Genomic DNA, 19,644 nt, shown 5'->3' with positions numbered 1-19,644 from the left:
CGTGTGCCTGGACGGCTCAGAAGTAGTGGGGGTGGCGGCGGCCGGTGCGACCCCGGAAGGCCCACCAACTCCAGCTCTGGTAGGCGAGGATCAGCGGGATCACGAAGACGCCGAACGCGGTCAGGATCTTCAGCGTGGCTCCGTCGGCCGCGCCCTGACTGACCGTCATGCCGGAGCCGGCGGAGCTGATCAGGACGTACGGGTAGTGGCCGGCGCCGACGAGGAGGACCGGGAGCAGGGTCGCGCAGCAGGTGGCGGTGAACGCCCGGCCGAGGTGTCCGCGGGACAGGTACCGGTGGGCGGCGAGGAGCGCGGCGGCGAGGAGGGCGGCGATGACCGCCGCGGTGGTGCGGTTCGTCATCGAGGCGCCCGCGCCGAACAGCGTCAGCATCAGGGCGAGGGAGCCCGCGGCGCCGACTGCGCCCAGGAGCTGCGCGCCCGTCCGCCGGGCCCTGGCGGCGAGGGCGGGGGAGGAGCGCAGGGCGACGAAGGCCGCTCCGTGCGCGGCGAAGAGCAGGGCGGTGGTCACCCCGCAGACCAGCACGAACGGGGTGAGGACCGTGCCGGTGTCGAGGTGGAAGGTCCCGTCGGCGCGGCGGGGCACCCCGTGCAGCAGGAGGCCCAGGACGAGTCCCCAGCCCAGGGCGGGGAGCGCACCGCCGCACACGATCAGGGCGCCCCCGTACCGTCGGGCACGGGCGTTGCGGGTGCGTCCGCGGAGCTGGATCGCGGCGTTGCCGAGGACCAGGCCGACGAGGATCGCCACGATCAGCGGGTACAGGGCGGACAGCAGGGTGCCTTCGAGGTAGGGGAAGGCGCCGAAGAGCACACCGGTGAAGGCGACCAGCCAGACCTCGTTGCCGAGGAAGAACGGTGCGATGGCGGCCAGGGCGTCGTTCCGGTCGGTGGGCCCGGCCCGGTGGGGTGTCCGGTCGCCGAGGAGGGGGTGCAGCATCTGCACGCCGTAGTCGTAGCCGCCGAGCACGAAGTACCCGGCGAGCAGCAGGCCCAGTAGGGCCAGCCACAGGGTCTCCAGACTCATGTCGCTCAGCCTTCCTCGCTCCAGCAGGAGGGGTCAGGGGGTTACGGGGGAAGGGTCCGGTACGGGGGAGGGTCCGGCTTCAGAAGGTCGGGGCCGGTCGTTTCGCTCCGGTGCCTCCGGGCGGGTCGCCGAGCGGTTCGGTGGCGCCGAGCTGGGTGGCGTCCGGGCCCCGGCGGGCGAAGCGGGCGATCAGCGTCCAGTTCGTCACCGCCAGGGCGACGAAGACCGCGATGAAGACGGTGCAGGACACCAGCAGGGAGACCCTGCTGACCGGGGAGAGCGCGTCTTCCACCGTCAACTCGCCGTAGACGATCCAGGGTTGGCGGCCCATTTCGCGTAGGGCCCAACCGGCCAGGGAGGCGAGGAAGGGGAACGGGATCATGGCGGTCAGTAGGTGGGCGAAGGGGCGCCAGCGCCAGAGGCGGCCCTTCCACAGCAGGAGCACGGCGATGAGGGTGACGGTGGAGACGGCGTAGCCGATGAGGGTCATGCTCTCCATCGAGAACCGCAGCCAGTCGTGTGCGAAGACGTAGTCGTCGGGCCCGTGCTCGTGGACCAGCTCGGCTTGCACCCGGGCGACGTCACCGTCCTCCAGGGCCGCCGCCTTCATCGGTTGGCTGCGGCGGATCAGGGGGAGCTGCATCTCGCCGACGGTGGCGACGAACCAGGCGGCGGGGGTGCCCACCAGCAGCGCCAGGCGCAGCGAGCCGCGGAAGAGTTCGGCGTCCGCGGTGCCCCGGGCCAGGTGGTGGGCGCTGATCCCCAGGACGAGCACGGTGCCCGTCGTGAGCGCGGCGAGCGTGATGTGGGCGAGCGCGACCAGGGCGTTCGGGTTGGTGAGCAGCGCCTCGAAGTCCGTCAAGTAGGCGACGCCGTCGCGCACTTCGTGGCCGACGGGGTGTTGCATGAACCCATTGGCCACCATGATCCAGTAGCCCGATGCATAGGCGGTCAGCGTCACCAGCCAGATGAGGGTGACGTGGACTCCGCGGCGCAGCCGTCCCCACCCGAAGATCCACATCCCGAGGAAGGTGGACTCGGCGAAGAAGGCGATGAGGGTTTCGAGGGCCAGCGGGGCGCCGAAGACGTTGCCCGCGAACTTGCTCAGGCCGCTCCAGCTCAACCCGAACTGGAACTCCATGACGAGGCCGGTGACGATGCCGACCGCGTAGTTGATGACGTAGAGCTGGGCCCAGAAGCGGGTCATGCGCTCCCGGACGGCCCTCTTCACGGGATCACGGGTGTAGGCGGCCCGGGTGTGCATGATCGCCACGAGGGGGACGAGCCCCATGGTGAGGATCACGAACAGCCAGTGGATCCCGGTGGTGGCCGCGAACTGGAGTCGGGCCAGCTCCGCAGCGCTCATGGTGCGACCTTCCTGGGCACGGGGGCGGGGGGATGTCGTGTGTCATGTCTTGTGGGTGGTGTGGGTGGTGTGGGTGGTGTGGGTGGTGTGGGTGGCGGGGGTGGCGTGGGTGGCGTGGGGTCACCGCTTCGCGTGTGCAGGTGCCGGACGCCGTTGTCCGTGGCACCCGTGCGGTGACCCCGATGACGACCGTAGGGAGAACCCCTCATGCATTTCCAAGACCGTTTTTGCCATGTGAAGATGACCCGGAAGGCATGAGTGGAGGTGGAACGTGGACCTGTTGCAGTTGCGCTACTTCCGGACCGTCGCCCGCTACGAGCACATGAGCCGGGCCGCGGAGGAACTGCGCGTCGCCCAGCCCTCGCTCAGCCGCAGCATCGCCCGGTTGGAGGCCGAGTTGGGCTCCCCGCTCTTCCACCGGCACGGCCGCCGCATCCGGCTCAACCAGTACGGGGCGATGTTCCTGCGCCATGTGGACCGGGCCCTGAGCGAACTCGACGACGGCCGCAGGGCCGTCCGCGAGGCCCGTGACACGGGGCTCGGCCGGGTCAGTGTCGCCTCCGAGACCCTGCTGACGATCACCCGGCTGCTCGGCAGCTTCCGGGACGCCCATCCCCGCGCCGACGTGCGGCTCTTCCAGTCGAACGCGGAGGAGATGGAACGCCAACTCCGCGTGCGGGACGTGGACTTCTGTGTGGCGTCGCAGCCGCTGACCGGGGCCAACCTCCAGTCCATCGAGCTGGCCCGGGAAGAGGTGCTGCTCGCGGTACCCCGCGGTCACTGGCTCGACGGGCGGGAGAGCGTGACGATTCCCGAGATCGCCGACCAGCCCTTCGTCACCACCCGCCCCGGTCACTGGCAGCGCGCCCTCCTCGACCGGCTGTTCTCGTCCGAAGGGCTGGCCCCGCTGGTGTCCTGCGAGGGCGACGAGCCGGGCGCCAGCCAGGACATGATCAGTGCGGGTCTGGGCATCGGTCTCATCCCGGCGATCTCCCGACGGATCGGCACGGACGCCCAGGTCCCGGTGGCCTGGGTCCACCTCGACGTGCCCGACTGCCACCGGGTGCTGACCCTGGTGTGGAACCGCGACACCTACCTGTCCGAAGCAGCCCTGAAGTTCCGTGAGTTCACCACCAGCCGGCCGTTCATGACCCACCGTCTGCCCGACCCCCACCGCGGACGCGGCCACGAGCTGCCGGAGCAGCACGACAGCTAGCCCGACCGGAACTCCTCTGGTACGGTTCACCGCGCTTGCCGCCGCATGCCGGGCCGAGGACGTCGCGTGTCCGAACGGCCGGCCGTCGCAGGCGGGTCGGCAGGGGTGTCGCTTCCCCCACCGGCCACCGAACGCCCCCTTACCACCACCCACTTGACCGGCGTCCGTGCCCCGGCGCACTCGCGTGCGGGCCGATGCCTCCGAGGAGTTCCGGCATGCCCGAAATCACCTATGTCGCCGTCGACGGGACGGCGCGCACGATCGACGTGCCGTCCGGCACCAGCGTCATGCGCGGGGCCGTCACCCACGACCTGGACGGCATCGTCGCCCAGTGCGGCGGCAACGCCCAGTGCGCCACCTGCCACGTCTACGTGGACGACACCTCCCTGGACCAGTTGGAGCCCGTGCAGCCCAAGGAGGAGCACATGCTCGACTTCACGGCCGCGCCGCGCCGGCCGGGCAGCCGGCTGAGCTGCCAACTCAAGGTCACCGCAACCCTGGACGGCCTGGTCGTCCACCTCCCCGAGCGGCAGTACTGATGGCGGCCGACGGGGTGGTACCCGAGTCCGTGGTCATCGTGGGGGCCGGTCAGGGCGGCTACCAGACGGCAGCGTCCCTGCGCGAACACGGCTACCCGGGGCGCATCACGCTCATCAGCGACGAGGACGCGCTGCCGTACGAGCGCCCGCCGCTGTCCAAGGCGTACCTCAAGGGCGAGGTGACCGAGGCCCACCTGTGGCTGCGACCCGCCACGTACTTCGTACGCCGGTCGATCGACCTGGTCAGGGGCACGGTCACGGCGATCGACCGGGCCGGCCGCACGGTGCGCCTCGCCGACGGTTCCGGGTACCCGTACGGGCATCTGGTGCTGGCCACCGGCGCCCGGCCGCGGACCCTCGCGGTGCCGGGGGCCGGGCTGCGCGGTGTGCACACCCTGCGCACCGCGCGGGACGCCGCCGCGCTGCGGGCTTCGCTCGACTCCGCGCGGCGCGTCGTGGTGGTGGGGGCCGGGTTCATCGGTCTCGAATGCGCCGCCGTGGCCCGTGCGTCGGGTCGTGAGGTGACCGTCCTGGAAGCGCTCGATCGGCCGCTGGCCCGGGTCGTGTCGGAGCGGACCGCCGCGCACGTCGCCCGGCTGCACCAGCGGGCGGGCACCCGGTTCCTGTACGGCCGGGGGGTGGCCGCCCTGCACGGTGACCGCCGGGGTCGGGTCGCGGAGGTGGAGTCGCCGGACGGCGGCCGGCTGCCCGCCGACCTGGTGCTGATCGGGGTCGGTGTCGGTCCGTGCACCGAACTGGCCGCGGCGGCGGGCCTCCCGGTGGACGACGGCATCACCGTCGACGCCCGGCTGCTGACCGGCGACCCCCATGTCTCGGCCGTCGGGGACTGCGCGGCGTTCCCCCAGGTGCGCTCGGCACGCCGGCAGCGGATCGAGTCGGTGCAGAACGCCGTCGGGCACGCCCGCTCGGTCGCCGCACGGCTCACCGGGTCGCCGGCCCCCTACGGCGAGGTGCCCTGGTTCTGGAGCGACCAGTTCACGACGACCGTGCAGATCGCGGGACTCGGCGGGGGGCACGACACGGAAGTGGTGCTGGGGGACGATGACCCCGAGGGGTTCTCCGTGCTCCTCTTCCGCGGGGGTTCGCTGCTGGCGGTCGAGTCGGTGAACCGGACCGTGGACCATCTGGCGGCACGTCAGATCCTGCAACGGAGGGTGGGACTCGGTCCGGAGGACGTCGGCGCGCAGGGATTCTCGCTCAGGGGGCACCTGGTCCAGCGTGCGGGAGGGTCCGCGGCCCCCGTCGTCGGCTGAGCGAGTGGCGGGCCCGTTTCCGTCCCGCTGATCCGCGGGACGGGAGGGGTGCGTCGAGGGGGTGGGGCAACACCCTTCGCACATAAGGGTGTTGCCTGGTCGTGCTGGGGGTGAGGGTTGCTGCGGTGGATCGACTACTGCGGTCTGAGGGCGGGGGTGAGGAGGCCGGTACGGGCGGCGAGGACACCCGCCTGGAAGCGGGACCGCGCACCTAACTCGTTCATGAGGGTGGCGACGTGGCGACGGTAGGTGCGTACGGACATCCCGGTCACCTTGGCCGCCGCGTCGTCCGTGAAGCCCTTGCTCATCAGGTCGAGGACCCGGACGAGGTTCCGGTGCCGTGCCGCGTCGGCCGTGGTGTCCAGGTAGGCGGGGTGCGACTCCTCCGGTTGCTCACCGATCGCCATGAGGTGGTGGAACGCGCCCGCCACGGTGGAGTCATGGATGACGATGCCCCCCGATGACCGGGGGTCGTCCGCGGTGCCGTGTCGGAACACGGCCATTTCCGAGTCGACTATGGCGATGTTGTACGGGGAACCGCCGACGATGAGGGCCTGGGGCTGCATGGCCTTCAACTGCTGGAGGATTCTGTTCTCGTTGAGGGCTTCCTGACGGCAGATCAGTTTGATCTGGACGCCCTGGTCACTGAGTTCGGTGACGGCCCGCCTGACGATGCGCAGTCGCTTGGTCACGCTTTCGTCGGGGACCGAGGGCAGGATGTCGCCCAAACACCACATCACGCTCTCTTCCGCGGTGAGGACGAGCCGCGCCATCCAGCGAATGGAGGCTTCCGCGTCGGTGGAGTCCACCGACCCGGTGATGTGTCGAGTGCTGCCTGCGGGGGTGCGGGGGGCGGGCTCCTGGCGTGTCAGGTTCTCGACGACGCTGTTTCTCCATGGTGAGCTTCGAGTTGCGAATCCGTCGACCGAATCTCTGTAATCCTTTAGCAACTTTCCATTCCCCCGCTCTTTGTGCCGCGCCACCCATGGGTCCAAGACCCGCAGTATGTCTTCACCCTGCTGTTGGAGGGTGTTTTGGTGGCGCGGTTCGGATGTGCTTTCAGATGCCGTCAGTGGGCTTCGGATAGCTTGTGGAAGAAGTGCTCGCTGGTTATATGTGAACCACCCGTGAGCGTAGCACGCAGCGGGAATGGTCTATGGAGGTCAGGGTCTTGGTTGCACCTTCAAGGAACTCTGTGTGATTGCTTGTGCGCGGTCGTTGCGGTGCGTGATCGCATTCCCCGGGCGTTCCCGATCGGGGGTCGGTCGGGCGTATCTGGCTATCCTGTCGCGGGTCGTGGGCGGGTCGTTGTCACCGGTCCTCCACTCGTGCCGAAGCGGGGGAGGCGCGTGGCCGACTGGCAGGTAGTTGTCAGAATTCCTGTGAATCTTGAACGCGGCCGGCGTCTCCACCCACACTTACTGCCAAGTAAGGGCTTGTTCGGGTGTCACGAGGCCCGTTGTTGTCACTTTCGGGTAGCAGGCATCCCCCGGACGACGTCGACGTCCACGCGGGAGCGCGCCGACGGCGCCCCCTTCTGAGGAACGGAACCCGTGAGCGCAAGAGATCGGACCATCGAAGGGCCGGCTGACCCGGCCCCCGCCTCCCCGACCCCACGGCAGTGGCTGGCCCTGTCCGTGCTGGTCCTCGCCCAGCTCGCGGTGTGGTTGGACAACACCATCCTCAACGTCGCGCTCAAGACCCTCGCCGACCCGGACGAGGGCCTGGGCGCCACCCCCAACGAACTCCAGTGGAGCATCAGCTCGTACACCCTGGTCTTCGCCGTACTGCTCTTCACCGGCGGAGTGCTGGCCGACCGCTACGGTCAACGCCGCGTCCTGCTGATCGGACTCGGCGTCTTCGGCGTCTGTTCCGCCTGGGCCGCCTGGGCCGACTCGCCGGGCGAACTGATCCTCGCCCGTGCGGTCATGGGCGTCGGCAGCGCGTTGATCATGCCCGCGACGCTCTCCCTGATCGCCGAGGTGTTCGACGCGCGACACCGCGCCAAGGCGATCGCGATCTGGTCCGGGTGCAGCGGGCTGGCCATCGCGGCCGGCCCCCTGCTCAGCGGCGCCCTGCTGGAGCACTTCTGGTGGGGGTCCGTCTTCCTGGTCAACGTGCCCCTGGTGCTCGTCTCGGTGATCGGCGGGTACCTGCTGCTGCCCGTCGCGCGCTCCCTGACCCGGCAGCGCTTCGACCCGGTGGGCGTGCTGTTGTCGACGCTGGGCGTCCTGGCCGTCGTCTACGGCGTCATCGAGGGCGGCCACCGCAACGAGTGGCTGGCCTGGGACGTCCTCGGCCTGATCGTGCTGGGCCTGCTGCTCCTGGTCGTCTTCGTGCTCGTGGAACTGCGCATCCCCCACCCGAGCTTCGACATCCGACTGTTCCGCAACCGGAGGTTCACCGGGGCGAGCGTGGCGGTCATGCTCACCTTCTTCGGGCTGACCGGCTCCCAGTACTACGCGACCTTCTACCTCCAGGGACCGCGCGGTCAGACCCCGTTCGAGGCGGGCATGACCCTGGCTCCGGTGGCGCTCGGCGTCCTCCTCGGCGCCCCCGTCTCGGCGGTCCTGGTCAAGCGCTGGGGGGCCCGCCTCGTGGTGGCCGGGGGCATGCTGATCGCCGCGGCCACCTTCTTCGGCTACGTCTTCTTCGACACCGACACCCCGTTGCCGTGGTTCTGGCTGCTGCTGGTGGTCCAGGGGCTCGGGCTCGGCGCCAGCGTCGCGCCCACCACCGAAGTGATCATCGCGGCGCTGCCCGCGGACCGCACCGGGGTCGGGTCGGCGGTCAACAACTCGATGCGCCAGATCGGCGGCGTGCTCGGGGTGGCGGTCCTGGGCACCGTGCTCGTCAGCGTCTACCGGGACCGGATCGGGCCGGACCTCGCCGGGCTGCCGCCCCGGGTGGTGGAACAGGCGGAGAACTCCCCCGAAGGCGCCCGGTACATGGCCGAGCAGGCCGGCCTGCCCCAGCTGGTCCAGGCGGCGAACGACAGCTTCCTGCACTCCATGCACGTCACCACCGTCATCGGCGGCGCCATGGCGGTGGCGGGTGCGCTGATCATCCTGTTCACCTTCGCCGGTGACCTCTCCCGGAGCCCCGGGGCCGACAACGACAGCGAACCCGCCGCCGAGGCCCACCCCCACCCCGACGTCCATGCCCACGCCCGTGCTGCCGGCGGCGGCCCGGGCACGGTGCCGAAGCCCACGCCGCCCACGGACGCACAGCCCCCCGCTGCCCGCTGACCCACGGGCGACCACCGCCCGTCCGACCCCGCACGCCTGACGCGGACCCCGACCGGCCCGCCCCCGCAGCACCTGCGCCCCCGCCCCACGGCGGGGGCGTACGCATGTTTCCCGTGCGCCCCTTGAGTGCTCGGGGCGTACGCCGGCGCAGCACCGAAGGGCCGTCACCACTGACCGCTTCACACTCCGGCGACCCGTGGCACCAAACGGCCTGGGGCGTGGGCGGTTGCGCCGTCGATTGGCAACTTCTGCGGTGATCGCGCGGCTCACGGCCACCCGCGGAGCGGGCACGGCAGTTAGAGGCCAACTGCCTTGATGGGATTCCCGCCCGGTCCTAACGTGGAGCGCGCTGGAAAGGAATTCCAGAAGCGGAGGTAGGAGACCTATGAGCACTGTGGTGGACGAGCGTCAGGCGAAGATCCGCGACATTGTCTGCGACATTCTCGAACTGGAACCGGAAGAGGTGACCCAGGAAAGCCTCTTCAAAGAGGACCACGACGCGGACTCGCTGCGCGCGATCGAGATCCTCGCGTCTTTGGAGAAGTCCTTCAACATCGTCATCGACCAGTCCGAGCTGGGTCGCATGGTGAACCTCAACGGCGTCTACGAGGTCGTTTCCGAAGCCGCCGGCTGGTAGTCGGAGAATCGGGGAGACCATGCTCCAGGAATCGGCCCGCAGGGTCGTCATCACCGGGCTCGGAACGGTGTCGAGTATCGGTATCGGAACTCAGGAGTTCCTGACCGGCCTGCGTGCCGGACGTAGTGCGGCGCGACCCATCACGGCCTTCGACACGACCGGCTTCGCGTACTCCATCGGCTGTGAGATCGAGGACTTCGACTCCAGCCGGTGGATACGCCGACTCGACCCAGAGAGCCTCGGTCGGGCGAGCCAGTTCTCCACCTCGGCCGCCCGGATGGCCGTCGCCGACGCGGGGCTGGACGAGGACGAACTGCGGCGACACCGCTGTCTGACGTCGATCGGCACCACCGACGGGGAGTCCCGCGACCTCGACCAGCTCGTCGAGTCCGAGGTCAGGCGGGGACCCGAGTCGATGGACGCCACGGTGGCCCGCCGGGTACCGGCCGGCCGGCTGTCCGGCGCCGTGGCCCAGGAGTTGGGGCTGTCCCGGGTGGAGGCCGTCACCCTGCCGACCGCGTGCGCCGCCGGCAACTACGCGATCGGCTACGGCTACGACGCGATCCGCAGCGGAGACGTCACGTACGCCCTGTGCGGCGGAGCGGACTCCCTGTGCCGCAAGACGTTCACCGGGTTCTACCGGCTGGGCACCATCGCCCCCGAGCGGTGCCAGCCGTTCGACCTGAACCGCAAGGGCATCCTCACCGGTGAGGGCGCCGGCGTCCTGCTGATGGAGAGCCTGGAGTCCGCCCTGGCGCGCGGGGCGCGGATCTACGCCGAGGTGCTCGGCTACGGACTGAACTGCGACGCCCACCACCCGGTGGCGCCCAACCAGGACAGCGTCGCCCGGTGCATGCAACTCGCCCTGGACGACGCCGGGGTGAAGCCGTCCGAGGTCGACTTCATCTCCGCCCACGGCACCGGCACCCGGGCGAACGACGTGACCGAGGCCGCCGCGATCCGCCAGGTCTTCGGACAGCAGCCGCCGCGCACGGTCTCCATCAAGTCGATGATCGGGCACAGCATGGGCGCCGCCAGCGCACTGGCCTCCATCGCCTGCGCGCTCTCCCTCACCGAGGGGTTCATCCCGCCGACCATCAACCACGTCGAGACGGACCCGGAGTGCGCCGTGGACTGCGTACCCAACCAGGCGGTCGAAGCCGACCTGCGGGTGGTGCAGAACAACGGACTCGCCTTCGGCGGCAACAACTCCGTCGTGATCTACGGCAGGTACGAGGGCAAGTGATGCGGGTCCGCCTGACGTGCCCGGGAGGGGCGAGATGAGCGTGTTGGTGACCGGCGCCGGTGCGAAGGCCAGCATCGGCGGTGACGTGGACGAGGTCTTCGATTCCCTGTGCGCGGGACGGAGCGGACTGGCAGAACTGCGCGGCTTCGACGCCGCCCGGTACCGGACCCGGCACGCGTACGAGATCGACGACCGGCCCCCGGGCCGCCGGGACCGGCCCTACCGGGCCACCGACTGGCTGCTCTCGGCGGTCGCCGAGGCCACGCGGCAGGCGGGCCTCGGCGAGGACCTCGGTGACGTGCCGGTGCTCGTCGGCACCGGACTGCGGGAACTGCGCTCCGCGGAACTGGCCTGGCGCGACGGCGCCGCCTTCGGCGTCGACCGGCTGCACTTCGGTACCGCGCTGCGCGAGCGGTTCGGCGCGGTGCAGAGCCACACCTTCTCCAACGCCTGCTCCGCCTCGCTCCACGCCCTCGCCCTGGGCGCGGACCTGATCGAGGCGGGCGAGAGCGACACGGTGGTCGTGGCCGGCGTCGACACGCTGACCGAGAGCATGTACGGCCTGCTCGACCGGGTCCACATGGAACCGCCGCAGCGCGTGCAACCCTTCGACCGGGCGCGCAAGGGCGTGCTGATGGGCGAGGGCGCGGTCGCCGTGGTGCTCCGCCGTGAGGACGGCCCCGCGACCGGGTCCCTCGGCCGACTGCGGTCGGTCAGCATGAACTGCGACGCGCACCACGTCACCGCCCCCGACCCGGCCGGCATCACCGAAGCGGTCCGGGAGGCCCACGACCGGGCGGGCGTGAAACCCGCGGGCATCGACCTGGTGATGCTGCACGGCACCGGCACCCTGCTGAACGACGAGGCGGAGGCCGCGGCGGTCGCCACGGTCTTCGGCGAGGACGTCACCCGCCCCCTGATGACCGCACTGAAGTCCATGACCGGGCACACCTCCGGCGGCTCCGGGCTGCTCAGCCTGATCGTGGCGCTGCGGGCGATGGCCACCGGACGCGTCCCGGCGACCCTCGGCCTGGACGAGCCGGTCGCGGAGGCCGACCGGTTCCGGTTCGTCCGCGAACGGGACCACCAGGCACCCGAACTGACGCTGGCCCAGGTCGACGCCTTCGGTTTCGGCGGAGTCAACACGGTGGCCGTCGTCGAGCGGACCCAGAAGGGCAGGACCGCGACATGAGCGACTTCCGCGTGGGCATCACCGGGGTCGGGCTCGCCCTGCCCGGCGTCGACGACCCCGCCGACCTGCTGCGGGCCACCACCACCGGCCCGGCCGGCGAGCCCGTCGTGCCCGCCGACCGCATCGGCCGCAAGGGCCTGCGCTACAAGGACCGGGCCACCCAACTCGCCCTGGTGGCCGTCCGTGACGCGCTACGGGACTCGCGGCTGATCCCCGCCGACGGCGAACGGTGCGGGCTCGGCGCCGGCACGGCCGTGGTCGCCAGCTCCAACCTGGGCAACCTCGACACCGTCTGCCGCACGGCCTCGGCCATCGCCACCGAATCGGTCGAGAGCATCAGCCCGATGGGCCTGCCCAACGCCTCCAGCAACGTGGTGGCCTCCTCGGTCGCCATCCGGTTCGGGCTGCGCGGCCCCAACCTGATGGTGTGCAACGGCGCCACCAGCGGCCTGGACACCGTCCGTTGGGCCGCCCGACTGATCCGTGCCGGACGCGCCGAACGCGCGGTGGTCATCGGGGTCGAGACCCACAACGAGGTCACCGAGGCACTCACCGGGCACCCCGCCGCGACCGCACTGGACGGTGCGGTGGCCCTGGTGCTGGAGGGCGTCACCGCGGCGGAGCGACGCGCGGTGCCCCTCGTCGCCGAGCTGGGCGACCAGACCCGCCGGGGATCGGTGGACGCCTGCGTCGCCGCGCTGCTGGCGACCCCCGGACCGACCCCCGGAGCGTGGTTCACCTCCGAGGGCTTCGACGGCGACCGGACGGTCCCCGGCACCGACGGCATGCCCCGCCACGCACTGGACGCCGTACTGGGCCACGCCTCCGGCGCGTTGGGCGTCGCCCAGTGCGCCGCGGCGGTCGGCCTGTTCACCGCGGACGGGCCCGGCACCGTCCTGCTCACCAACGGTGACGACGACGGCGACGCGGTCGCCGGACTGCTGCTGCGCCGAACGGGGGAGGGCGGCCGATGAGCGGTGCCCGGGGGCTCGCCGCCCAGCACGACACCCCCGTCCTGGTCACCCGGGCCCGGGCGGGGACCGGCGCCGACGGGCCGCGCGTGCTGCTGCTGCACGGGCTGGCCGCCAGCAGCGACACCTGGGCCCGGCTCGTCCCCCTGCTCGACCCGGTCTGCGAGGTGTGGACGGCGGAACTGCCCTGGCGCGGTTCCGGCACGCCCGACTGGTGGCGCACCCCGCCCGCCCGGTGGGTCCGGGAGGCCGCCGCCGCGGTACCCGGCGGCCCCACCCTCCTCGTCGCCCACTCCTTCGGCGCCGGAGCGGTGCTGAGCTGGCTCGACTCGGAGACCTCCGGCGCGCCGGACCCCGTCGACCCGTCGGCGCGCTCCGGACCCGGCACCGACCCGCGGACGCACGACCCGAGCGGACACGTCCCGAGCGGGCAGGACCCGAGCGGGTACGGCGCGCTGCGCGGGGTCGTGCTCGCCGCGCCGTTCTACCGCGCGGCGGCGGCCGACTTCGACTGGGACGCCCTCTCCTACTACCTCAACTCCTTCGAGGACATCCTCGAAGACGGCGTCCGGGTCCGCTCCGGCGGCCGGCTCCCCGCCGACGTGCAACGACGGATGGCCGTCAAGGTCCGGGACCGGGTCGGCTGCCACGGGTGGATGCGGTTCTTCGACACCTACCTGTCCACACCGGACCTGAGGACCTCGGCGATGCGCCTGCCGTTCCTGCTGATCAGCGGCAGCGAGGACTTCGCGGCCCGGACGGGCGACGCACACGCCCTGACCGGAAGGCTCCCCGACGCCGCCCTGCACGTCCTGGCGGGCGCCGGCCACTTCTCCATGGTCGAGCAGCCCGAGACCTTCGCGGCCCTCACCAACGGACTCGTCCACGACCTCACGGCCCGCAACCAGCCGGGCCCCGTCCAAGCCCTGGAGCACCCCCTGATGACCGAGACACTCGACGCCACGGTGGCCACCGGCGCGAAGGCCCTGCTGAACACCACCACCACGGTGACCGTGCGGCCCCGCTACGAGGGCTCCAACATCTGCACCTGGATCGGCTTCAAGCACGTCAACTACCTCGTGGAAGAGGCCGTCCTGGACCACTTCCGCAGCGCCGGGCTGTCCTCCCGCTCGCTGTACGAGGAGTTCGGACTCGGACTCGACATCGTCGACCTGGACACCCGCATCCTGCACGCCTTCCACCTCGACGACACCGCCGAAGCGAAGGTCGTCCCCGACACCAAGGACGGCGCCGACACCCTCGGCTTCCGGGTGACGCTCACCATCGAGCGGGACGGCGCCCCGGTCAAGGCCGTCGCCTCCAAGGTCCGGGTCTCGCTGCGCCCCGACGGCTACCTCCAGAGCGCGGAGCAGCCGCCCACCGAACTCTCGCCGTACGTGGTGCAGCGGCTCGGCGCCCACCTCGCGGGCACCGCCGCGGAGACCACCGCCCACGGGGTCGCCGTGGAGAGCGCCGACACCACCGCGCTCGGCGAGGGCCGCGGAACGCAGGCGGCCACCGACCCGGTGCTGGCCCGACTCGTCGGCGACACCAACGCCTTCGGCTGGAAGTGGCGCATCCCCTACCCCTACTGCCACTTCACGGAGCGCCTCCAGATGTCCGGCTACCTGCGGCAGATGGAAGAGGTCGTGGACCTCTTCCTCGCCGACCGGGGCATCTCCATCCGCACCCTGCTGGACGACCGCCGCTGGATCCCGGTCGTGCCGCACTCCCGCATCCAGATCCTCGAAGAGGCGCTGATGGAGGAGGACCTCTACACCGTCTACACGGTGGAGGACGTGTTCAAGGACCTCACCTACACCTCCCGGATGGACTGCTACGTCGTCCGTGACGGCGTCCTCGTGCAGACCGCGACCGGACGGATCACCCACGGCTACGCGGTGATCGAGAACCGCCGCGACTGGTCGCTGGTCAACTTCGACGACCACGTGATCCGGGCCCTGAAGGGCGAGGACGCCTCCGCCGCGGCCGGCTGAGGTCCGACCGGACGTCCGCACCCCACGCACTCCTCGGAGAGACGAATGGACGACGTACTCATCACCGGACTCGGTGTCCTCAGCTGCCTGGGCAGGGGCGTCGACGCCTTCCGGGACGGCATGGCGAAGGCCACCAGCGCACCGCGACCGACGACGGACCCGGCCGCCCGCATGGCCGTCCCGCTGATGTACTCCGTGCCCGCGGACAGCGTGCCCGCCGGCAGCGAGACGCTGGACGGGCAGCCGCTGGGCGACGGTTCGCGCTACGCCCTGGACGTCACCCGACAGGCCCTGGCCGACGCCGGGCTGACCGGCGACGGCTCGGACACCGTCGACGCCGACCCCCGGCGGGTGGCCGTGGTCATCGGCACGGGCATGGGCGACGCCGGTCTCCACGAGGAGTGGCGGGTGGGGTCCCGCCCGGAGCGCGACGCCTGGAGCCCGACCTTCTCGGTGGCCTCCGCCGTGGGCCGGCTCGTCGGCGCCGAAGGGCCCAACACCAGCGTCAGCAACGCCTGCGCGGCCAGCGGCTTCGCGGTGTCCCTGGCCGCGGACCTGATCCGCTCCGGCGAGGCCGACGTGGTGGTGGCCGGCGGCGCCGAAGCGTACTCCCGGGTCGCCCTCGGCTGCTTCAACCGGTTGGGCGCCGTCGATCCGCTGCGCTGCCGCCCCTTCGACGCCGACCGGGCCGGAACCGTGTTCGGCGAGGGCGCCGCCGCGCTGGTGCTGGAATCCGCCGCGCACGCCCGCCGCCGCTCCCCGGAGCGGGTGTACGCCCGGCTGGCCGGCGCGGGGTGGAGCTGCGACGCGCACCACACCACGGCCATCGAACCGGAGGGCACGCAGATCACCCGGGCCATGCGGCGCGCGGTCGCGGAAGCCGGGATCGGGGTGCAGGACCTCGGCTGCGTGGTGCCGCACGGCACCGGCACCCTGATCAACGACACGGTGGAGAGCCGTGCCCTGGCGGGCCTGCTCGGCCCCCTGGTGGACGAGCGCCCGCTGTACAGCCTCAAGTCGCTGATCGGCCACACCGGTGGCGCCGCGGGGGCGCTCGCCGCGCTGTCGGCGGCCCTCATCGTGCACCACCGCGAAGTGCCCCCGAACGTCGCCCGGCAGCACCCCGACCCCGAGTGCGGGGTGCTCCTCCCGGAGCGCACCAGCCCGCTGAAGGGCGGATCGGTGCTGGTCAACGCCTATGCCTTCGGCGGCAACAACGTCTCCCTCGTCCTCCAGGAGGTGGCCGCATGACCGGCTTCGACGCCACCGACGTGGCGGTGACCGGCATTGGGGTGGTGACCCCGCGCGGCGGCGACGCGTCCGCCGCCGACGCCCCCCGCCCGGACGCGCCGGGCGACTGGTTCGACTACCGGACCGAACTGGGGCGCCGGGGCTACAAGTACCTCCCCCCGGCCGCCCAGTACTACCTCGCCGCGGCCAACCGCGCGCTCGCGGCGGCCGGCGGACCGACGGTGCCGACGGAGGACCGCGGCGCGGCGGTCGGCACGAACAGCGCCGCCGAGGCCCTGCACACCGCGATGGACGAGACGGTCGTCACGGCCGGCGCCTCGGATCTCAGCCCGGCCACCGCCCCGTACTTCTCGATCAACCTGTTCGGCAGCCGGATGGCCATGGAACACCGGCTCCAGGGCTTCAACCTCACCCTCACCACCCCGCGCATCGCCGGGTTGGAGGCCCTCCAGACGGGGCTGCGCTCGCTGCGGCTCGGCCGGGCCTCCTGGCTGCTGGCCGGCGCCACCGAAGAGGCCCTGGACCCGCGCGACCCGGGCGCCGCCCGGTCGGAGGTCGGCGCGGTCGCCCTGGTGCTGGAACGGACGGACCTGCTCCGCGCCCGGGGCGGCACCGCCCTGGGGCACCTGGCCGTGCGCTCCTGCTACGTACCGCCGGACGCGTCCCCGGACGAGGCCCGCGCCCGAGTGGCCCGACTGCTCGCCGACCGCCCCGCCGGGGCCGGTGCGACGGAACCCGGGGACGTGACCGCGGTGCTGGACGGATCGACGGTCGCCACGGCGGTGCACCAGGTCCTCGGTCCGGACGTCCGACGCGTGCCCGCGGGCTCCGGCGCCCTGGAACCGCTGCTCCAGGCCGTCGGAACGGTGGACCGGCACCCGGACCGCCCCGGGGCCGTTGTCACCGCGTCCGCCCAGGGCAACGTCGCCGTCTGCTGGGTCCTCCCGGCCCACGACGACCGCACGCACGACGACCGCGCCCACGACGACCGCGCCCACGACGAGCGCGCGGCGCAAGACGACCGCCCGGCGCACGGCGAGCGCACCGCCCCGGACCGGACCGCGCGCGCCGAACCGGCCCCTGCCGGCTCGGCCGCGTGACCCCCCGACCCGGCACCACGACACATGAGGAGTAGGGCAATGGCAACACCGCTCGAAGGATCCTGGGCGCTGGTGCTCGGAGTCTCCAGCGGCATGGGACTCGCCGTGGCACGACAACTGGCCCACGAGGGCGTCAACGTGCTCGGCGTGCACTTCGACACCGCCAGCGGCCAGGAGAAGGCCGCGACGGCCGCCGAGGAACTGCGGTCCCTGGGCGGCGAGGTGCACTTCCACAACGCCAACGCGGCCCGCGCCGCCACCCGCGCCGAACTGGTCCCCCTCTTCCGGGAGCTCACCGGTGACCGGGGCATCCGCATCCTGGTCCACTCGCTGGCCTTCGGCACCCTGGTCCCCTTCATCGCCAAGGACGGACGGCCCGGGCTGTCCGAACGGCAGATGAACATGACCCTCGACGTGATGGCCCACTCCCTCGTGTACTGGACCCAGGACCTCCACGCGGCCGGGCTGCTGCGCACCGGCTCCAAGGTCTACGCCATGACCAGCGCCGGCAACGCCAAGGTGACCTCCAACTACGGCGCCGTGTCCGCCGCCAAGTGCGCACTGGAGGCCCATGTCCGGCAACTCGCCGTCGAGTTGGCGCCCAGCGGGGTCGCCGTCAACGCCCTGCGCGCCGGGGTGACCGTCACCCCCTCCCTGGAGCGCATCCCGGAGAGCGCGGAACTCGTCGAGCGGGCCACCCGCACCAACCCGCACGGCCGCCTCACCCGACCCGAAGACGTCGGGGAAGCGGTGGCCCTGCTCTCCCGCGCCGACACCTCGTGGATCACCGGCAACGTCATCGGGGTCGACGGCGGGGAAGTCCTGACCGCCTGATGGAGAACACCGAGACGAAGGAGACCGGCCGCCGCCGGACCGGCGGCCCGCTCGGGGCCGCCCGCCGGACCCTGACGGTGCCGTGGCGACTGCTGCGGGCCGTCGGGCTCGGCGCCCGCCACGCCCACCGGCTCTACCACCCCGAGAACAGCAAGGTGGGGCGCACCCCGGAGCACAAGAAGCTGCCGATGCGCCGGATGCAGGTGACCACCCGGATGGACGGGGTCACCCTGGAAGCCTGGGTGGTGCCGAGCACCGGCCCGCACACGGTGGTGGTCTGCCACGGCGTGGAACGGTCCAAGTCCAGCACCCTCAGCCACATCGCCCTCCTCCACGGGGCCGGCTACCACGTCGTCGCCTACGACATGCGCAACCACGGCGAGAGCACCGGCGACCGCCGACTGGGCCGGATGGCCCGGCGCTACACCAGCGACCTGCGGGACGTGCTGCGCCAGGTGGCCGCCGATCCCGAACTGGGCCGCGGCAAGCTCGCCCTGCTGGGCTTCTCCTTCTCGGCCTGGCCCTCCCTCCGGGTGCTCACCACCCCGGGCGCGCCCCCGGTGTGCGCGGTGGTCGCGGACAGCGGACCGCTCTACGACATCGGCGCCGGGCTGGCCAACTTCGCCACGCTGCGCCGCGCCAGCCTGCCCGCCTGGGTACGGGGCGGACCCGCGTTCGCCTGCTACCGGCACACGTTCCGGCTGGTCGCGCTGCGGATGCTGGCACTGCGCCGCTGGCCGCCCGACCTCACCGGAGTGCCCACCCGGCTGATGTTCGTCGCCGGCGCCGCGGACCCGCTGGTGACCGAGGACCAGGTGCGCCGCGTCGCCCGCGCGCTGCCCGGGGCGCACCTGTGGGTCGCGCCGACCGCGATGCACATGAACGCCATCCGCTTCGACCGACGGGAGTACGAGTCACAGGTGCTGACCTTCCTGGCCGAGTCCTTCGCCGGCCCGGACCAGCACCCGACCCCCCGCCCCACCACGGAGGCCCACCGTGCCTGAACACCTCCTGATCGAGAGCGAGGGCCCCGCCTACGGGCCCGGTGCCACCCGGTTCGTGACCGATGCCGCGCACCTGGTCCGCGCCGGCGCGACCACCGCACTGCTGCTGGTGGACAACGCCGTCTTCGCCGCGCTCCCCGGAGCGTGTGACGAGGTCGCCGACTTCACCGGCAGCGGCGGGGAACTGCTGGTCGACGCGTACGCCTTCCACCAGCGCGCCCTCGCTCCTGACCACCTGCTGCCGGGCGCGCGACTGGTGGAGATGGACGAGGTCGCCGCCCTGCTCCTGGACCACGGCACCCGGGTGGTGTGGCACTGATGGCCCCGAAGATCGCCCGCAGCGACGTGCTGCTCGCCCTGTTCGGCGGCCCGCACCGCACGGAGTTGGTGACCACCGCGTTCCGGATGACGCACGCCCTGCTCGGCCGCGGCGCCACCGTACAGATCTGGACCTGCGGGGACGCCACCGGCCTCACCCGCCTCAGCCTCGGCGACAGCAAACCGCGCAACGTCGTGGACTGGGCCGGGGACTACCCCTCGACGCCCACCCTGGCCCGCGGACTGCTCGCCGAGCACCCGGACCGACTGCGCTGGTACGTCTGCCGCTTCTGTTCCGACGAGCGGGGCACGGCCGAGCAGATCCCCGAGGTGCGCCGGCGTCCCCCGTTCACCTTCTGGGAGCACGCCGTGGCCGCCGACAAGACGTTGTCCCTGGGGGTGTGCTGAG

Annotated in this window: 18 protein-coding genes and 1 pseudogene; 16 read left to right on the top strand and 3 right to left on the bottom strand. The window is 71.9% G+C overall.

What is annotated here, in order from left to right:
- Positions 1 to 16: 16 nt before the first annotated feature.
- Together cydB and ACFYOU_RS15330 are read right to left on the bottom strand one after the other, a co-directional pair.
- Positions 17 to 1,042, bottom strand: a complete 1,026-nt coding sequence (gene cydB / locus ACFYOU_RS15335) for a cytochrome d ubiquinol oxidase subunit II (protein ID WP_391306022.1) — start codon at positions 1,040 to 1,042, stop codon at positions 17 to 19.
- Between the two features lie 79 nt (positions 1,043 to 1,121).
- Positions 1,122 to 2,408, bottom strand: a complete 1,287-nt coding sequence (locus ACFYOU_RS15330) for a cytochrome ubiquinol oxidase subunit I (protein ID WP_391306020.1) — start codon at positions 2,406 to 2,408, stop codon at positions 1,122 to 1,124.
- Positions 2,409 to 2,679: 271 nt separating this feature from the next.
- Between ACFYOU_RS15330 and ACFYOU_RS15325 the strand changes: the two genes are divergently transcribed.
- The 3 genes from ACFYOU_RS15325 to ACFYOU_RS15315 all read left to right on the top strand — a co-directional run bounded on the left by ACFYOU_RS15325 (position 2,680) and on the right by ACFYOU_RS15315 (position 5,437).
- Positions 2,680 to 3,624 carry a LysR substrate-binding domain-containing protein gene (locus tag ACFYOU_RS15325; RefSeq protein ID WP_391306019.1) on the top strand — a complete coding sequence of 315 codons (945 nt, stop codon included), beginning with the start codon at positions 2,680 to 2,682 and terminating at the stop codon, positions 3,622 to 3,624.
- A gap of 215 nt (positions 3,625 to 3,839) precedes the next feature.
- On the top strand, positions 3,840 to 4,163 hold the full coding sequence (locus tag ACFYOU_RS15320; RefSeq protein WP_391306017.1) for a 2Fe-2S iron-sulfur cluster-binding protein: 324 nt from the start codon (positions 3,840 to 3,842) through the stop codon (positions 4,161 to 4,163).
- Positions 4,163 to 5,437, top strand: coding sequence for an FAD-dependent oxidoreductase (locus ACFYOU_RS15315; RefSeq protein ID WP_391306016.1), 1,275 nt, complete (start codon positions 4,163 to 4,165; stop codon positions 5,435 to 5,437). Before ACFYOU_RS15320 ends, ACFYOU_RS15315 begins: the two co-directional genes overlap by 1 nt.
- A 134-nt stretch (positions 5,438 to 5,571) precedes the next feature.
- On the opposite strand, the gene ACFYOU_RS15310 is transcribed toward ACFYOU_RS15315, so the two are convergent.
- Entirely contained in the window at positions 5,572 to 6,246 is a 675-nt protein-coding gene (locus tag ACFYOU_RS15310) for a hypothetical protein (RefSeq protein ID WP_389766046.1), read from the bottom strand.
- Between the two features lie 744 nt (positions 6,247 to 6,990).
- On the opposite strand from ACFYOU_RS15310, the gene ACFYOU_RS15305 reads away from it, so the two are divergent.
- The 13 genes and pseudogenes from ACFYOU_RS15305 to ACFYOU_RS15245 all read left to right on the top strand — a co-directional run bounded on the left by ACFYOU_RS15305 (position 6,991) and on the right by ACFYOU_RS15245 (position 19,643).
- On the top strand, positions 6,991 to 8,685 hold the full coding sequence (locus ACFYOU_RS15305) for a DHA2 family efflux MFS transporter permease subunit (protein ID WP_391306014.1): 1,695 nt from the start codon (positions 6,991 to 6,993) through the stop codon (positions 8,683 to 8,685).
- Positions 8,686 to 9,070: 385 nt separating this feature from the next.
- Entirely contained in the window at positions 9,071 to 9,322 is a 252-nt protein-coding gene (locus ACFYOU_RS15300; protein ID WP_385488345.1) for an acyl carrier protein, read from the top strand.
- 19 nt (positions 9,323 to 9,341) lie between these two features.
- Complete coding sequence (locus tag ACFYOU_RS15295; RefSeq protein WP_386999640.1) at positions 9,342 to 10,568, top strand: beta-ketoacyl-[acyl-carrier-protein] synthase family protein; 1,227 nt, start codon at positions 9,342 to 9,344, stop codon at positions 10,566 to 10,568.
- A gap of 34 nt (positions 10,569 to 10,602) precedes the next feature.
- Positions 10,603 to 11,760 carry a beta-ketoacyl synthase N-terminal-like domain-containing protein gene (locus tag ACFYOU_RS15290; RefSeq protein ID WP_391306011.1) on the top strand — a complete coding sequence of 386 codons (1,158 nt, stop codon included), beginning with the start codon at positions 10,603 to 10,605 and terminating at the stop codon, positions 11,758 to 11,760.
- Complete coding sequence (locus tag ACFYOU_RS15285; RefSeq protein ID WP_391306009.1) at positions 11,757 to 12,734, top strand: beta-ketoacyl synthase N-terminal-like domain-containing protein; 978 nt, start codon at positions 11,757 to 11,759, stop codon at positions 12,732 to 12,734. The genes ACFYOU_RS15290 and ACFYOU_RS15285 overlap by 4 nt, the downstream gene beginning before the upstream one ends.
- Positions 12,731 to 13,585: pseudogene (locus tag ACFYOU_RS15280) on the top strand (alpha/beta fold hydrolase); the annotation flags it as partial. The gene ACFYOU_RS15285 and the pseudogene ACFYOU_RS15280, both read left to right, overlap by 4 nt.
- 87 nt (positions 13,586 to 13,672) lie before the next feature.
- Positions 13,673 to 14,728 (top strand): hypothetical protein, encoded by a 1,056-nt coding sequence (locus ACFYOU_RS15275; RefSeq protein ID WP_391306317.1) that lies wholly within the window; start codon positions 13,673 to 13,675, stop codon positions 14,726 to 14,728.
- 45 nt (positions 14,729 to 14,773) lie between these two features.
- Positions 14,774 to 15,979, top strand: coding sequence for a beta-ketoacyl-[acyl-carrier-protein] synthase family protein (locus ACFYOU_RS15270; protein ID WP_389766053.1), 1,206 nt, complete (start codon positions 14,774 to 14,776; stop codon positions 15,977 to 15,979).
- Positions 15,976 to 17,079 (top strand): beta-ketoacyl synthase N-terminal-like domain-containing protein, encoded by a 1,104-nt coding sequence (locus tag ACFYOU_RS15265; RefSeq protein ID WP_391306006.1) that lies wholly within the window; start codon positions 15,976 to 15,978, stop codon positions 17,077 to 17,079. Before ACFYOU_RS15270 ends, ACFYOU_RS15265 begins: the two co-directional genes overlap by 4 nt.
- Before the next feature lie 39 nt (positions 17,080 to 17,118).
- Positions 17,119 to 17,913 (top strand): SDR family oxidoreductase, encoded by a 795-nt coding sequence (locus tag ACFYOU_RS15260; protein WP_391306005.1) that lies wholly within the window; start codon positions 17,119 to 17,121, stop codon positions 17,911 to 17,913.
- Positions 17,913 to 18,917 (top strand): alpha/beta fold hydrolase, encoded by a 1,005-nt coding sequence (locus tag ACFYOU_RS15255; protein WP_391306003.1) that lies wholly within the window; start codon positions 17,913 to 17,915, stop codon positions 18,915 to 18,917. The genes ACFYOU_RS15260 and ACFYOU_RS15255 overlap by 1 nt, the downstream gene beginning before the upstream one ends.
- Complete coding sequence (locus ACFYOU_RS15250; protein WP_389766061.1) at positions 18,910 to 19,236, top strand: hypothetical protein; 327 nt, start codon at positions 18,910 to 18,912, stop codon at positions 19,234 to 19,236. Before ACFYOU_RS15255 ends, ACFYOU_RS15250 begins: the two co-directional genes overlap by 8 nt.
- A complete protein-coding gene (locus tag ACFYOU_RS15245; RefSeq protein ID WP_391306001.1) occupies positions 19,236 to 19,643 on the top strand; it encodes a hypothetical protein in 408 nt (135 codons plus the stop codon). Before ACFYOU_RS15250 ends, ACFYOU_RS15245 begins: the two co-directional genes overlap by 1 nt.
- The last annotated feature ends 1 nt before the right edge of the window (position 19,644 follow it).

The organism is Streptomyces sp. NPDC005955 (genome assembly GCF_042871255.1).
Classification (GTDB): domain Bacteria; phylum Actinomycetota; class Actinomycetes; order Streptomycetales; family Streptomycetaceae; genus Streptomyces.
This window is presented reverse-complemented; position numbering and strand designations above follow the sequence as displayed.